The sequence below is a fragment of the Ekhidna sp. genome (assembly GCF_965247405.1).
In the GTDB taxonomy this organism is placed as follows: domain Bacteria; phylum Bacteroidota; class Bacteroidia; order Cytophagales; family Cyclobacteriaceae; genus Ekhidna.
In genome coordinates, this window is record NZ_OZ252014.1 from 1,706,344 (window position 1) to 1,722,322 (window position 15,979).

The window sequence follows — 15,979 nt, forward strand, 5'->3', positions numbered from 1 at the left end:
AGATAGTAAACTTTTAGTTTCGCAATTTTGAACTTTCGAGCGATTGATAAATCACGTCGTGTATGTGTGTACGTGTGTTCAATGTTCCAAGTCTCCAGTTATCGGCATCTGGATAAATACGATTTGACAAGAACACATAGATAAGCTCATGTTTGGGATCTGCCCACACCATAGTGCCTGTAAAACCTGTATGGCCAAAACTTTCGTCGCTTGCCAGTGACGAAGCTGAGTCTTTTTTGCCATCCTTTTTGTCCCAGCCAAGACCCCTTCTATTATTTTCAAAATATCGGATATTGAGCAAGTCTAATGTCTCCGTAGTAATGTATTGACGACCGCCATAGAAGCCTCCATTGAGATACATGGACATCATTCTGGACAAATCACCAGCAGTAGAAAACAACCCGGCGTGCCCGGCCACTCCACCAAAAACCAGCGCATTCCGATCATGAACCTCACCCCACACCTGATAGTTTCGGTACCGCTGATCGTATTCCGTTGGTGCGATATCTTTAGGTGAGATGCCGCTCCTGATTGGGTTGAAGGTGGTGCTTCTCAAACCCATTGGCTGATAAAAATTTTCGTTTAAAAACACATCAAATGGCTTTCCTGAAACCTCTTCAACAATTAAATGAAGGACCATGAATCCCAGGTCACTGTAATTGTAGGCTTTGGGATCATTGATCAGTTTAGATTTTACAATGAAACTTTTCAGGGAGTCAAGCATACTTGGGTGTGGTTCCAAACCATAAGTCCTGATGTCCTTCGCTTCATCCTCCGGTGTTTTGTAGTAAAACGCATCCAGGCGATCTCCATCCATCATCATGCTCCAAAATGGCACGTAGGATCTCAGACCGGCATTATGGGCCAGTAGCTGGCGTATTGTAATGCCGGATTTATTAGACTTTTCAAAAATGGAAAGGTGCGCACTCACCGAATCATCGAGGCTAACTTTCCCCTGATCGATGAGCAAAGCGATGGCAGGGAGGGTAGCCGCCACTTTGGTGACTGAGGCAATATCGTAAACCGTTCCGGTGGTCACCTCCCTCAGGCTATCATAAGTATAGTGTCCATAAGCCTTCTCAAAAACAACGTCACCATCTTTTACTACGGCCAATTGCATCCCGGGAGTGGCAAACTTTTTAATCGCCTCTGCTGCAAGGGTATCAATCCACTGAAAATGCTGTTGATCCAGTCCAGCGTGCTTCAAGTCAGAGTAGCCGATAAACCGAGGATTCTCGATCCTTCGAGTGAAGGGGTGTAAACTTCTCCCAACAATTTCATGCGCACCAAACAGCATCTTGGCAATAAGGATATCCTGCTCAGCTAATGATACTTCAGGCACTGTCAAAGAGATGTGGCTGGGCTTTTTCATACCTACCTGAAGAATGATGTCATCATCCTCAATCTGTCCCTCGTGATTTCTTAAGTCAACCAAACAAGGAACTCCCGGCATTCGGTAATCAAGCACTTTGACGTATTGCTTTAAACGATTCTTTAATTGGATATCCAGTCCCAGGTATGTGATTGTCTCGGCTCGTATAGGAAAGGTGCTTTTGGAGTCAACTGCCACAGTGCTGGCCATGAAAACATCTCTCCTTAGTGACTGTGGTAGTTCATAGGCTGGGAAAAAGGATGTTTGCTTGGCTTCTCTAAGCTGCTCATAAAAAGTGGCACGATTGCCATTCTCTAGCTTATTGCTCCACCGATCCAGCTTGCTGGTATTCACCCCCTGATCCGCCAGCCAAATAGTTGGATTGGATGCAGCTTCATCTTCAAACTCTTTCCTGGAGTCAGGAATACTGCGGGATAGCGATGATTTGTGAAGAAAATAGAAGGGGGATTGTGCATTCGCCTGCTTAATCGCCTCCCTTTCAATACCGGAATATTCGTTAGTGTCTGGCAGCACCATATGATTTACCCCAAGGGTTCTCCCAAACCTTTCCAGAAACTGGAAATAATCTTTTTTCAGATCATCATCACCAATTGCAGCTATAGTCGCTAAGGAAGGAAGTTCGACTGCATCCTTTGGCAGTGGATCAAATTGATTATCCAACTGCAAAGCGACGTAGTAATTCTCATCTTTCAAAAACTGGTCTACGTATCCCGACCATTCCTTAAAATAAATGGTTGATTTCTTTTTGTGCCGAATGGACTTATAGAAAGAGTCACCGTCTATCCACACCTCCTCTTTCACCTCATTATCAGACGCAAAGGCAGATGTGCCAATAAAGACAAATACTATTAAGAGATATCCTCTCATAAACGGTAATATGACATTAAATTTGAACAATTTTTCAAACAAGTCGTGTTCAATAACAGAACATTCGACCAATAATTATACCCAATGCGATTTCCATCCCTTTTTCGTCTACCAAAACACCAACAATTTCGAATACAACCTCGATATTACGATCCGGTGAAGGAAGAAATAAAGGAACGTACGGAGCGAATCAAAGAAGAAATGGAGGGGAAAGAGACCGGGGATTATCGCTCCACTAAGATCTCCTTTAAGAGAAAAACAAAATCTGCGCCTATGACCTCCATGCTGCAATTGGGAATAGCAGCGCTTTTGGGCGTCATGGTTTTAGGGTGGCTCCAGTTTGGAAATGAAATCTTCTATTACCTGATGTGGGTTGCCGTCCCGATTTATCTGCTCTACAGATTGAAAACAATAAGGAAACGTAAATGAGTGATGTTATTCACTTATTGCCCGATAGCATCGCCAACCAGATAGCTGCTGGTGAGGTAGTTCAACGTCCTGCTTCTGTTGTAAAAGAAATGCTGGAAAACAGCGTGGATGCTGGGGCCACCGCTATCAAACTAATCGTCAAAGACGCAGGAAAGTCACTGATTCAGGTAGTGGATAATGGTTGTGGGATGAGTGGCACGGATGCTCGTATGAGTTTTGAGCGACATGCCACCTCCAAAATCCGCACTTCTGACGACCTATTCAAGATAAAAACACTGGGGTTCAGAGGAGAGGCAATGGCGTCCATTGCGGCAGTGGCGCAGGTAGAATTGAAAACACGACAGTCAGATGATGAGCTAGGCACACAGCTGATTATTGAATCATCGGAAGTGAAGAGTCAGGAGCCCATCGCATACAATCAGGGAACCTCTATCTGTGTAAAAAACTTGTTCTACAACGTTCCTGCACGCAGAAATTTCCTGAAATCAAATCCGGTAGAGCTGCGGCACATCAATGATGAATTTCAGCGTGTGGCTTTAGCAAATCCAGAGATTGCGTTTACCATGGTGCAAAACGATCTGGAAACCTATAAGCTGGATGCAGGCAAGCTGAGCAAACGAATTGTGCAACTTTTTGGTAAAAACTATCAGCAGCAGCTGGTGCCATGTAGCGAGGAAACGGATCTGGTGAAAGTGACGGGGTATGTGGGGAAGCCAGAAAACGCGAAGAAAACCCGAGGGGAGCAGTTCTTTTTCATCAACAACCGCTTCATCAAAAATGCCTACCTGAATCATGCGGTGACACGAGCATACGAAGGGGTACTCAAAGAAGATTACTTTCCATTCTACGTGCTTTTCATTGAAATTGACCCGGTGCATGTAGACATTAACGTACACCCCACAAAAACCGAAGTGAAATTTGATGACGACCGAACGCTGTACGGTGTGATCAACTCTGCCGTTCGTCAGGCGCTCGCCTCATTCAATGTCACCCCTTCATTAGATTTTTCTGCAGATGTCAGTTTTGAGCATTTGAATATTCAACGGGAAAATCAGGCGATTTCTAATAAAAAGGATCGTGAATATAGCTCCTTCAAATCACTGGAAAGTAATCAGGAGCGCCTGGATAAACTCAATGAGCTCTATGCATCTGCTTCTCAGGAGGAAATTGCCACCATCGAAGAAGCAGAAAAAGAACGCGTGGTGCAGACCACATTCAGCAGCTCCATGAACCAACCGACGGAGCAGGAAGAAAAAAAACCAACTTATCACCTCCACGGACGTTATTTGCTTCGACAGGTGAAGAGTGGAATGGTGGTGCTGGACAAGGTTTCTGCTTTGGAGCGAATCCTTTTTGAGCAATACCAGAAATCAATGAAAAGTGGATCAGGCACCTCACAGTCGTGCATGTTCCCACAGCAGGTGAGTTTAAATCCATCTGATTTTACACTAACCATGGAGCTTAAAAGCGAAATCAATCAACTTGGGTTTGAGTTTGAGCAGATGGGTGAAAGCATGGTTGTGATTCAAGGGATCCCTTCAGAGCTGGCACCCTGCAACGAAAAAGAAGTGTTTGAAGGTCTGATAGAGCAGTACAAGTACAATGCGGAAAAGCTGAACTTGCCTAAAAATGAAAGCCTGGCAAGAGCATTGGCCAAGCGGACAGCAGGTAATCGCTGCAACAAATTGAAAGAAGAAGAGATGGATCACCTGATGGACAGACTCTTCGCCTGTGAGCAGCCAAATTATACGCCGGATGGAAATCCCACGTATGTTTTGGTTAGCTTAGAGCAAATAAATGAATGGTTTAAAAGAAGCTAAATAGAACGTGTTTAGAAGACTTACTCCCGTCGCAAAAAATATTTTGATCATCAACGTAGCAATCCTGCTGCTATCCTCTTTCCTGAACCTACCACTGAATGAGTGGTTCGGGTTACGAGTGGTCTACTCCGCTGAGTTTGCACCTTACCAGTTTTTGACCTACATGTGGCTGCATGGCGGCATGTGGCACTTGTTTGGAAACATGATCGCTGTTTTGGTGTTTGCTCCGATGCTGGAGATGGTATGGGGATCTAAACGATTTTTGATCTTCTATCTGGTGTGTGGCATAGGTGCAGGGGTACTCTATGGAGTAGCCGATGCAGTTGAAAAACTTCCATTAAAAAATTCAGCAGAGGCTTACATTGAAAATCCAAGTCCAGAAGCTTTTGAGCAATTCATTATCGAAAATAAATCGTTCATCAATGTTGCAAGAGGTGGTGAGCTACTCGACCTCTATTATGACAATCCAGCTTATGAATCTGAGACGGTCGCGGCTGTAAAAAGTATTTACAATGGTGTAATCACACGAGGAACCATGGTAGGTGCCTCTGGTGCCGTATTCGGGATTTTGTTTGCGTTTGCTTTCCTTTTCCCCAATACCGAACTCTTTTTACTTTTCCCTCCCATCCCCATCAAAGCCAAATACCTGGTGTTTTTTTACGGAATGTACGAGCTCTATGCAGAGTTTAACCGCACACCCGGAGATAATGTAGCGCACCTTGCCCACTTGAGTGGAATGCTAATTGCATTTATTTTGTTGAAATTCTGGAAAAACGATACCCGAAGATTTTACTAAACGATGAACGGAGGAATTAAAGAGGAATTTAGCAACGCCTGGAGTAAGCCCAACAATGCGGTGGTTCAGATCATTCTGATTAACCTGATCGTGTTTGTGGCTGCCCGTGTTTTCAAAGTTTTCTTTGACTTGAGTGGAGCTACAGAGTCTTTTTTCTGGATTTTTAGAAAGCTACAACTCCCCGCAGATATCGGCACATTGTTGCTTCAACCGTGGAGTTTAGTGACCTATTTCTTCACGCACTTTGACTTCTTCCACATCCTCTTCAATATGCTATTCCTTTTCTGGTTTGGCCGAATCATCCAGGAGTTTCTGAATAGTAAACGAGTAATCTCATTGTATGTGCTCGGTGGGCTGGCTGGAGGGTTGCTTTACATTTTTATTTATAATTTTCTTCCTTTCTACGCTGATCGGGTGACCGACTCAATGATGTTGGGAGCCTCCGCCGGAGTGTATGCAATTGTGGTTGGTGCTGCGGTGTTTATGCCTAACTATACCTTCTTTTTGATTTTTATTGGACCGGTTAAGATCAAATACATTGCAATCTTCTATGTATTCATGTCCTTCATTGGAACCACCGGAGCAAACGCCGGAGGAGAGATTGCACATCTAGGGGGTGCGCTCGTGGGGTGGTTGTATATCTCTCAACTCAACAAAGGCTCAGATATGGGTGGATGGGTGATCAACTTTATCCACTTTGTGAAAAGTCTGTTTAAGCCTCAACCCAAAATCAAAGTCACCCATCGGTCAGGAAACAGAAGGCCTTCTGGTGCAAAAAAGAAAGCAGGTGCATCAAAAGCAACCGACCAAACACCCCAATCAGAAATTGATGCCATTCTGGATAAGATTTCGGAATCCGGATATGAAAGTCTAACGAAAGACGAGAAGCAAAAACTTTTCAACGCAAGTAAGAAATAGCACAGAATTTGTAGTTCGTACATTCAAAAAATCTACGGCTATGAACAAGCTTATTTTACTGACCTTCATGTTGATTTTCTTTTCGTGTGAAGAAGACGACAACAATCCTTCCCCAAATGATCTACTTCAGCAAATGGAAAATATTAATGAACAGATCGAAGCGCTTGTGACCACAGAATGCTCAGATGGAAGTCAGTGTATTGCAAGCCCGATAGGTATCAAACCCTGCGGAGGACCTACAAAATTTATTGTACATTCCAGCGCTACTGATCAGGAAAAATTGGACGGCTTAATCGAACAGTACAATGAATTAAATGCTGAGTACAATACTGAGACTAATGCAGGATCTGATTGTTCTGTTGTAACCGCTCCTGAGTTTGATTGTGTTTCCGGAACCTGTCAGGCAGTTGAAAGCTGAGTTTTATTTCAATCGCTGAAAAAAAAGCATTTCCTGAGGCTTTCCCTTATTCTTTTCACTGATAGTGTAAAAATCGCCCTGATACCAGCAAATAGCCTCTCCTTGAGGTTCAGGGGTGTAGTCTAAGGTCATCGGTTTCCACGCAAGTATCTGATCTGCAGCTGGTTTTGCTGATGAATTCCAGTAAAAAATAGAATCGTAATTTTTTAATAGTATCTCTCCATGCTCATTCATATCTGCTGCAGTGAAATTTCGTGATGGAATGGTGCCTTTTGATTGAATGGTAACAGGGGCTTCATTGGGTTCGAAAGGAAAAGAGTAAACCATTGCCATTTGTTCACGCTTGGTAATGAGTACAAACTCTTCAAGATGTCGATCGAAAAGCATCGCCTCGGCATCACGTGATCCCTCTGAATATTGAAAGCTCATGACTTTCAAAGCAGATTTCTCAATAGCTAATTTTTGTTTGCCCTGGAAAATCGGCTCTTCCAAACAAATCAGACTTACATGATCATAGATTGCCCGGTTGTCTCCAATCTCTGCTATGTAGATGAAGGACTTGTCGTCCTTTTTAACTGTAATTATTTCCTCCCAATCGCGATTTTTAAGCCCTTCAAGCTCAACTTCCATTTGAATTTGTCCACTACGATCAATGAGATATAAAGTAGGCTCACCACCGCTATCATTATGTGTCCAGAAGTATCCAGGATTTACATAAGACTCTTCCAGCCCGGAAACCTCCAGTAATCGATCATCGGTGATGGTAGCAATCACTTTCTGATATGCAAAAAACCGATTGGATAATGCAAAAGCGCTGATCAGAAGGCCGACAATAAGTAGATGTGATGGTTTTACTACTCTCATTTAAAAAAAGAGAAAGAGGGCAAAAATATAATTTTTATTTATTTAGGCTACTTTACTTTTATTCGCCAGCTGTCCGCAAGCGGCATCAATGTCCTTTCCTCTGCTTCTTCGAACGCTGGTGTGTATCCCGCCTTTTATAAGGTGATTGGCAAAGCGATCGATGGTTTCCGGGTCTGCTTTGGTAAATGATGCTTCTGAAATTGGATTGTATTCAATGATATTAACACGCACCCCGGGAACCTTTCGAGCATATTTCAGTAGCTTGTCCGCATCAGCAATCGAATCGTTGAAATCATAAAAGAGGATGTATTCGAAAGTGATCCGATTACCCGTTTTATCATAAAAATAATTCAGGGCTTTGAGCAACGCCTCGAGTGTGTTGGTCTCATTGATAGGCATGATCGAGTCACGCTTTTTGTCATCTGCCGCATGAAGCGAGAGTGCCAGATTAAACTTAACCTCATCATCTGCCAGTTTCTGGATCATCTTTGCAATGCCTGCAGTAGATACCGTGATTCGTTTTGGTGACATATTCAAGCCATCTTCCGCAGTGATGCGATCAATCCCCTCCATCATTCCCTTATAATTCAAAAGTGGTTCACCCATACCCATAAATACGATGTTGGACAAGGGCTTTTGATAATGCTCCTCCGCCTGATTTCGTATGGCTACCACCTGGTCATATATTTCTCCTCCATCCAGATTGCGCTCTCTTTTCATATAGCCCGTCGCACAAAACTTGCAGGACAGGGAGCAGCCAACCTGAGAAGAAACACAGGCCGTCATCCGATCGTCTGCAGGAATCAGTACCCCCTCGATCAAATGTTTATCATGAAGCCTGAATGCGGATTTTATGGTGCCATCATTGGAAAGCTGTGAATTATCAACCGTAATGTGATTAATGACGAACTCATTCTTCAGTCTATCTCTGAGCTCCTTGGAAAGATTAGACATCTCATCAATGCTTTGGGCTGATTTTGTCCAAAGCCATTCCCACACCTGTTTCGCACGGAATTTCTTTTCTCCCTTCTCTTCAAACCAGGTGGTTAAACTCTCCAACGACTCTTTCCGGATATCCTTCATTCTGCAAAGGTAGAAATGAATTATTTAAGCATATCGTTCATTATCAATCCATTATCTAAAGTGAAGAAGAAACTGGTGCCTTCTCCGTATTGAGATTGCAACCAAACATTGCCACCGTGAAGTTCAACTACGCGCCTCACAATTGACAAACCGAGTCCCATACCCTCATAGACCTCTTTTGGATGCAATTGTCGAAACAGCTGAAATGCTTTGGGAATGTCTTTCTCTTTAATTCCTATTCCATTGTCACGTACCTCAAACTGCCATTTATTATCGTGGTTTATAGTCGCAGATATTTCTATTTGTGGGTCAACCTCAACACGTCGATATTTAATTGCATTGCTAATGAGATTTTGAAAAACCCTTTTTAGCTCGTTTTTATTTGCATTGACGGGAGGGAGGTTTTTGATTTCAATGCGCGCGTTAGCGTGCGAAACCGATCCATTCATTGATTGAATGACTTCTTCGAGAATTTCTGAAGTATTCACATATTCTCTGGTTGATTCAATCCCCACGCTGAGGTAATCCGCCATCGCAGATACCAATTCGGCCATTCTATCTGCAGCTTTGGTAGAAAAGTGGATCAACTTTTTTGCTTCCGGCTCAAGATTAGCATCATAATTCGTCATCAGATTGGAGCATCCGAGCACAGTATTTATCGGTTCTCTTAAATCGTGGGTTGTTGCATAAATAGCCTGTGTAAGCTGTTCATTCCTGGACTTTAGAATTTGCATCTGCTTACCAAGGTTTTTGTTGGACGCTCTCAGCTTGTCAAACACCTCAATTCCTAAAGAGACTACTTTGTACACAAATACAGCTCCAAAGAGAAAAATGACCGCAAGAATCCACTGTAAGATTGCCTGATCCTTAATGTATATGATATAAACCGACCCTACATAGCCGACCAAAAAGAGTGACATCAACATTTGCAATCTTCGCCAGCCCTTCCGAAAGCCAGCATCATCTAAAAGGTGAAAAATCTTGTAAGTCCTGATAATGGCCATCACCAGCACGGTAACACCTATCAGGATAAATAGAATTACGATTACGTCCATTTTCTTGAGTTACTAACAGTGAATTCACAAAAGAGGATATAAAGAATTCCAAATCCATTTTATTTAGGTGGATGATAGGTGAACAAGGTCAAAACATAAAATAGACAAGTCTCTAAACGCTGATTTCCTTGGTTTCGCTATTTTCGTTGAAGTGACCCTGATCGACGACCTAAATAACGCAATTGGAAAAGCTATTTCTTGGCTTACCATTTTACTCGTAATGGTGATTGTGGTTGACGTGATTCTCCGCTACACATTCAGCATCACCTCTGCAGCATCCTTCGAAATGGAGTGGCACCTGTTTGCTGCAATTTTTCTTCTGGGTGCCGCCTTCACACTCAAGGAAGACAAGCATGTGAGGGTGGACGTTTTTTATCATCGGTTTTCAGAAAAAAAACAGGCATGGGTAAACCTGATTGGTACTGCAGTAATGCTGCTTCCGTTTTGTGGTGTGGCTTTTTGGGAGTCCCTGTCCTTTGTTCAGAGTTCATTTATGCTAAAAGAAACCAGCCCTCAACCAGGGGGATTGCCAGCTCGATGGATTATTAAGTCAACCATCCCAATCGGGTTTCTTTTACTTGGTTTACAGGGCATTTCATTGATCATAAAATCCATTTTCACCATCACCTATGGAAGAAAAGCAGACGACTAAATACCAGGGAGAAAAAACTCCACGCTGGTTAAAAACCATTCAGTTAAACAGTTGGGAGGCGGAGCTTCTAATATCTGCCCTCGTGCTCTACACCCTATTCCAAATTCCCGACTATTTGGACCAATGGGCACTTCAGTCATTTGAGCGAGGTAGTCGGCTCCATAGATTGTTCAGTATAATAGAGAAAGCAATCCGATTGCTAAGTTTCGGGTATATCCTTCACATCCTGGTTAGAGGGGTCTGGGTGGCTTCCGTGGGGCTTAGCTATGTGTTCCCTAAAGGAATAGATCAGCGTTCATTAAAATTCAAAGGAAACTTCAATAAAGAACTTAATAAATCTGGATCGCTCGTCAAGATGGTTCTAAGACTCGAGCAACTGTCGTCCATCATTTATGGCATATCGTTCATCTTTTTCGGAACGTTGATTGGATTCGCTTCCTTCATCTTTTCTTTCATATTCTTCTTTGAGTTAATAACACCCCTGATGAATGAAAATTCTTACCTGGCAGGGGTCATTGGTATATTCATACTATTCTACTTTCTGTTAACCATCCTGGTATTTATCGACTTCCTGACAAACGGATACTTCAGACGTAAAAACTGGTCTGCAGACTGGTTTTATTATGTCGCCTTCTTCTTTCGGATAGTTACACTTTCCTTCCTGTATCGACGGTCTTTACTTGTGCTTATTTCGAATACCAAGGGCTGGAAGTCTTACCTTATTCCTTTTATTGTGTTGGGTGTAGTTGCAGGATTTTTATGGATGGATGGCACAATCAAGGATAACGAACGAGACAGATATTATATAAGCAGCGCCTCTGGTGACTACAATAGTGCCAACTACGAAAACACCCGAAACCCGGACAGCTACCTGGTGACCACTATTCAGTCAGACATCATCCATGACAATACTTTGAAAATCTTTTTGAAAGACATTGGTGCTTTCGGAGGAATATATGTCTTTGAGGGAAAGACGTTGAATAAAACGAAATGGGATGAATTGACATCAGATTCTATTAGCCTCTATTTCGACAAAAGACTGGCAGTAAAGATTGATGATACACCCATTGAAAACATCGACTGGTTTAAAACTCAACATCCCATAACATCTGAGTTTGGCTTTACTTCATTTGTAGACATTAGCGACTTTGAAAGTGGTGCTCACTTCTTAAAAATTGGCATTGATACTACTGGCATGAAGGCAGAAGCCAAAAGGGTTGTGGAAAAAGACAACTACTCATTGCAAACCATTAGCAACATCTATTTTATCTACGATAAGCCATGATGGAATACCTGCCTCTCATACTATTTGGAGCAATATTCCTTTTGATTTTAATAGGTTACCCTGTTGCTTTTACACTGGGTGGATTGTCCGTGATTGTCGGACTGATCGTCTTTGATATGGACTTCTTCTATCTGCTTTCCCTGCGGGTGTATGGCACCATGCAAAACTTCGTTTTGCTGGCCGTTCCGCTATTTATTTTTATGGGCATGATGCTGGAAAAATCCGGAATAGCCGAGCGGCTACTCTACACCATGAGCATGCTATTTGGTCAGATCCGGGGTGGGTTGGCCATTGCCGTAGTGGTGGTAGGAGCAATGTTGGCCGCCTCCACTGGGATAGTGGGCGCCACCGTGGTAACTATGGGATTGATCAGCCTGCCCACTATGCTGAAAAATGGATATGGGCCAAGAATCAGCACGGGCGTTATCGCGTCCTCCGGGACCTTGGGCCAAATCATCCCTCCTTCAGTGGTGCTTGTTCTTCTGGGGAGTGTACTCAATGTATCGGTGGGTGATCTTTTTCTGGCTGCTGTTATACCCGGTATTTGCCTGGTGGTGATCTACCTTCTATACATCATCATATACGGTCAGATATTTCCCGCTCGTGTGCCAAAGGTGTCAAAAGATCAGGTGCAAGCGTTTAAATCTGAGGGATTCTCCTCTGAGGTGATCAAGTCCTTCCTCTTTCCATTCATTCTTATTCTTATTGTGTTAGGATCCATTTTTGCCGGTATCGCCTCACCAACCGAAGCTGCAGGAGTAGGTGCTTTCGGGGCAATGGTATTGGCTATCATCAGCAAAAAATTCAACCTCAAAATGCTGAAAGGTGTAATGAAAGAAACCACTATGCTAACCTCCATGGTGTTCATGATCCTGGTGGGGGCAACCGCATTTTCCCTGGTTTTCAGGGGACTGGAAGGGGATAAGTTTTTACTTAACATTATTGAAAGTGCCAACCTGAATGCAACAGCATTCCTGATCATCGTCATGATCATCGTTTTCATTTCTGGCTTTTTCATCGACTTCATCGAGATCGTATTCATTTTTGTTCCGGTAGTCGCTCCCATTTTTGTGACCTTGGGAGTGGATTTGATCTGGATTGGAATACTGTTGGCAATCAACCTTCAGACTTCTTTCCTAACACCTCCGTTTGGGTTTGCTTTATTCTACCTGAAAGGGGTTGCGCCACCAGAAGTAAAGACCAGCCATATTTACCAGGGCATTGTGCCTTTTGTGATTATTCAGTTAATTTTTTTGATTTTACTAATAGTTTTCCCTGGGTTGGTTAATTTGGTTGGATGAAATCTATTCTGTTATTAATGGTTTTCACTCTCGTGATTTCGGCACAGAGTCAGGGAGTATCAGAACTGAAGCAACAGATCGATACCTGCTCCAGCGACTCTGTTAAATCTCTGTTATACGGCAGGTTAGCAATGCAATACAGACGCTCTAATCCGGACTCTGCCTTTTTCTATATATCCAAAGGAATCGCCGTAGCAAAGAAAATAGACAACCTTTCATGCCTGGCTTCTATGCACAATGGATTAGGTAACATCCACTTTTTCCAATCTAACTATGATTCGTGCATATACTATTACGCCTCATGCTTGAAAATGGCTCAACAAATGAATGATAGTTTCAGGATTGGGGCTATGTACAACAACCTTGGTCTGGTCCATTCATATCAAACAAAATATGATACAGCTCTTGAGTTGCTTCAAAAAGCCTATCAGATACGAGAAAAAATAGGAGATGAGAGCATTACAAGTTCAGTAAATAATATTGGCATTGTATATCAAAAAATGGATGCCTGGGAAAAAGCATTGGAATATTATAAGGAGGCTGCTAAACTAAAAGAACAATACGATCAAAAGCTGTCACTAAGCAACACGCTAAATAATATTGGCATTGTGCTCAATAATATAGGGAGGTATGTTGAGGCCATTCCCTATTATGAAAGGTCACTTGAAATTGCTATTGAATTTAATGATAAGACCAAAGAAGCAAACGCTCATAATAATCTTGCTGCAGTTTATCATGACACTCCCGATATGATCGATCTGGCCGGTGAGCATTATCAAAAATCCATTGCCTTAAAGAAGGAGATGGGAGATAAAGCAGGCCTGGCCAATTCATATGCAAATTATGCTGAATGGATGATGGATACTGGAAAACCCTCAGAGGCCATTAAATTCATCCAAATGTCTGAGGACCTAAATGAAGCGTTGGGTAAAAACCTCTATTCTTCCAAAATCAGCAGGTTTAAAGCAGATATTTACGAGCAACTTGGAAACTATGATGAAGCATTTAGAGCACTAAATCAAGCTTATGATTTAAGAGAAGAGGAGCTTAGTGAGGATTTGAATAATAAGATTGCAGACCTTGAGGTTAAATTTGAAACGACCAGAAAGGAAGCAGAAATTGAACGACTGTCTTTGGAAGGTGAGCTTCAAAAAGCAGAGCTTCAAAATACCCGAATCATTATCCTTGTAGGTGGTGGCAGTGCAATCTTGATTGTCATATTATTGATACTTTTCTATCGCCAGCGAACAAGAAAATTAAAGGCAGAACAGGAAGCACAGGATCTTCAAATAGAGGCTTTGCAAAAAAGATTGCTTGACCTGAATATCAGCCCGTCAGAACCCGCGGTAGATGCTGAACAATTGAATCAAAAGATAAACACACCTTTATCTGAAAGAGAGATTGAGGTTTTAAGGCACACGCTAGATGGCAAATCAAACAGTGAAATCGCTGATCAACTTTTTGTCTCAGTTAGCACAGTCAAGTTTCATTTACGAAATACCTATGGTAAATTAGGTGTGAACAATCGCAAAGAAGCCTTAGATTATGTGGTTAAAAGCTCTTAAGCTCACAATTACTTTATCTTGTATTACCCCCACTTTTGCTCAATCGCTAGACAGCCTGCGGAAGCTTATTCGTGACAGTAATGGTTATGAGAATCTCGTATTACAGATTAAGTATGCCAAAGAACTGGCCGAGAGTAATCCTGATTCGGCTTTAGTATTAACTGAATCGCTCATAAATAAATGTAAAGTTGCACAGCAAGATTCGCTTTTAGGCCAAGCCTATATTGCACTCTCTACCAGCTACAGCTACCTAGCCGACTACAATAATTCAACATCAAATGCTTTTAAGGCCATAGGGGTCGCAGAACAATTTAAAGATACGATCACATTAATTGACGGCTTCAACAATCTGGGAATAGACTTTATGCTGCAGGAAGATTATTCCAAATCCATTGAATACTTCAGTGAAGTTAATGAGCTATCCATCCAATATGGTGACTCTCTTAGGTGGGGTCACGCGCTTAATAATTTGGGGCTGACCTATGGTTACATGGGCGAGATTGAAGAAGAGCTTGATTTCTATGATCAGGCAGCAGTTATCTTCTTAGCCATTGGCGAAAAGGAAGGCTATGCCAATACCCTTCTTAATTCAGGTACAGTCTATACGGTCCTAGAACAATTTGCTAAAGCCACCAGCCTCTATGAAGAGGCATTATTGGTTTTTGAACAGATTGAAATGACATCAGGCATACAAAATACGCTTTTGAGTATGGCCGAAAACTTACTCGCCGAAGGGAGAAATAGCGAGGCGGAAGCGAAAGCACAGGAAGCGTTAGAAATAGCCAAAAACAATCAATTTTCCCAGGATCAACTTTACTCCCTTGACCTATTGAGTCAGATCGCCGAAGAAAGAAAAGACTTCCATGCTGCATTGAGCTATCACAGAAGTGCAAGAGACCTAAGCGAGGAGCTATTTACGGAAGAAAAATCCAGACAGATTGTAGAGCTGGAAACTAAATATCAAACCGAGAAAAAAGAGCAGGAATTGGTTCTCGCTTCTCTGCAGTTGGAGCAGCAGCAATTCGAAAAGTACGTGTTGATTGGCACATTGGTTTTTCTTCTTATTACCGGTGGACTGATATTATTTTCGGTTAACCAAAAATCTAAACTTCAGCGAAAACTGCTCGGAGAGGAAATCGAGAATTTAAGATTGAAGATTAACTCTCTGCTAGGAGATAGCAATGCCATCAAGCTAAGTCTGGAAGAGCTGAATGAAAAACTACATCAGCCATTGAGCGAGCGAGAATTTGAAATCCTCAACCTCACAGTATCTGACAAAACCAATCAGGAAATTGCAGAAGAGGTCTTTGTTTCTGTGAACACGGTGAAATTCCACTTAAAGAATGTTTACGAAAAATTAGGTGTGAACAATCGAAAAGAGGCTTTACACCTCATTGTAGGACGGTCTTAAAAAAGGCTCATACGTGTCATAATCGGCGTTTTTTGAAAAACTACCCTCCGGGGTAGGTGAAAACTAGCCCATAAGGTCAGGTAATTATTAATGGTATCGCGAGAAGTTTGATTCAAACAAAA

14 protein-coding genes are annotated in these 15,979 nt (G+C 42.3%); 10 read left to right on the plus strand and 4 right to left on the minus strand.

All coding sequences use genetic code 11. The features are described 5' to 3' along the window. Window positions 1-13 precede the first annotated feature (13 nt). On the minus strand, window positions 14-2,260 hold the full coding sequence (locus ACP14Y_RS07735; protein WP_424962383.1) for a serine hydrolase domain-containing protein: 2,247 nt from the start codon (window positions 2,258-2,260) through the stop codon (window positions 14-16). Between the two features lie 84 nt (window positions 2,261-2,344). On the opposite strand from ACP14Y_RS07735, the gene ACP14Y_RS07740 reads away from it, so the two are divergent. Genes ACP14Y_RS07740 through ACP14Y_RS07760 form a run of 5 tightly spaced genes read left to right on the plus strand, consistent with a single transcriptional unit; the run spans window position 2,345 to window position 6,641 of the window. Continuing rightward, complete coding sequence (locus tag ACP14Y_RS07740; protein ID WP_424962384.1) at window positions 2,345-2,689, plus strand: hypothetical protein; 345 nt, start codon at window positions 2,345-2,347, stop codon at window positions 2,687-2,689. Next, window positions 2,686-4,509 (plus strand): DNA mismatch repair endonuclease MutL, encoded by a 1,824-nt coding sequence (gene mutL, locus ACP14Y_RS07745; protein ID WP_424962385.1) that lies wholly within the window; start codon window positions 2,686-2,688, stop codon window positions 4,507-4,509. Before ACP14Y_RS07740 ends, mutL begins: the two co-directional genes overlap by 4 nt. Before the next feature lie 7 nt (window positions 4,510-4,516). Next, window positions 4,517-5,305, plus strand: a complete 789-nt coding sequence (locus ACP14Y_RS07750; protein ID WP_424962386.1) for a rhomboid family intramembrane serine protease — start codon at window positions 4,517-4,519, stop codon at window positions 5,303-5,305. A 3-nt stretch (window positions 5,306-5,308) separates the two neighbouring features. Continuing rightward, the gene (locus ACP14Y_RS07755; RefSeq protein WP_424962387.1) at window positions 5,309-6,223 is read left to right on the plus strand and encodes a rhomboid family intramembrane serine protease; all 915 of its coding nucleotides are present in this window, start codon (window positions 5,309-5,311) and stop codon (window positions 6,221-6,223) included. A gap of 40 nt (window positions 6,224-6,263) precedes the next feature. Then, complete coding sequence (locus ACP14Y_RS07760) at window positions 6,264-6,641, plus strand: hypothetical protein (RefSeq protein WP_424962388.1); 378 nt, start codon at window positions 6,264-6,266, stop codon at window positions 6,639-6,641. A gap of 3 nt (window positions 6,642-6,644) precedes the next feature. Here ACP14Y_RS07760 and ACP14Y_RS07765 read toward each other — a convergent pair whose 3' ends face one another. The 3 genes from ACP14Y_RS07765 to ACP14Y_RS07775 are packed head-to-tail and all read right to left on the minus strand — an operon-like array spanning window position 6,645 to window position 9,643. Continuing rightward, complete coding sequence (locus tag ACP14Y_RS07765) at window positions 6,645-7,505, minus strand: hypothetical protein (protein WP_424962389.1); 861 nt, start codon at window positions 7,503-7,505, stop codon at window positions 6,645-6,647. 42 nt (window positions 7,506-7,547) lie between these two features. Next, window positions 7,548-8,588: a 23S rRNA (adenine(2503)-C(2))-methyltransferase RlmN gene (gene rlmN / locus ACP14Y_RS07770; protein WP_424962390.1), complete on the minus strand. Its 1,041-nt coding sequence runs from the start codon at window positions 8,586-8,588 to the stop codon at window positions 7,548-7,550. A gap of 20 nt (window positions 8,589-8,608) precedes the next feature. Next, window positions 8,609-9,643: a sensor histidine kinase gene (locus ACP14Y_RS07775; protein WP_424962391.1), complete on the minus strand. Its 1,035-nt coding sequence runs from the start codon at window positions 9,641-9,643 to the stop codon at window positions 8,609-8,611. Between the two features lie 151 nt (window positions 9,644-9,794). On the opposite strand from ACP14Y_RS07775, the gene ACP14Y_RS07780 reads away from it, so the two are divergent. From ACP14Y_RS07780 to ACP14Y_RS07800, 5 genes are read left to right on the plus strand one after another with little or no spacing between them, the layout of a single operon-like run. Next, window positions 9,795-10,295 (plus strand): TRAP transporter small permease subunit, encoded by a 501-nt coding sequence (locus ACP14Y_RS07780; protein ID WP_424962392.1) that lies wholly within the window; start codon window positions 9,795-9,797, stop codon window positions 10,293-10,295. Continuing rightward, window positions 10,273-11,580: a hypothetical protein gene (locus ACP14Y_RS07785; RefSeq protein WP_424962393.1), complete on the plus strand. Its 1,308-nt coding sequence runs from the start codon at window positions 10,273-10,275 to the stop codon at window positions 11,578-11,580. The genes ACP14Y_RS07780 and ACP14Y_RS07785 overlap by 23 nt, the downstream gene beginning before the upstream one ends. After that, entirely contained in the window at window positions 11,577-12,881 is a 1,305-nt protein-coding gene (locus ACP14Y_RS07790) for a TRAP transporter large permease (RefSeq protein WP_424962394.1), read from the plus strand. Before ACP14Y_RS07785 ends, ACP14Y_RS07790 begins: the two co-directional genes overlap by 4 nt. Then, window positions 12,878-14,446 (plus strand): tetratricopeptide repeat protein, encoded by a 1,569-nt coding sequence (locus ACP14Y_RS07795; RefSeq protein ID WP_424962395.1) that lies wholly within the window; start codon window positions 12,878-12,880, stop codon window positions 14,444-14,446. The genes ACP14Y_RS07790 and ACP14Y_RS07795 overlap by 4 nt, the downstream gene beginning before the upstream one ends. After that, entirely contained in the window at window positions 14,427-15,857 is a 1,431-nt protein-coding gene (locus ACP14Y_RS07800; protein WP_424962396.1) for a tetratricopeptide repeat protein, read from the plus strand. Before ACP14Y_RS07795 ends, ACP14Y_RS07800 begins: the two co-directional genes overlap by 20 nt. Window positions 15,858-15,979 lie beyond the last annotated feature (122 nt).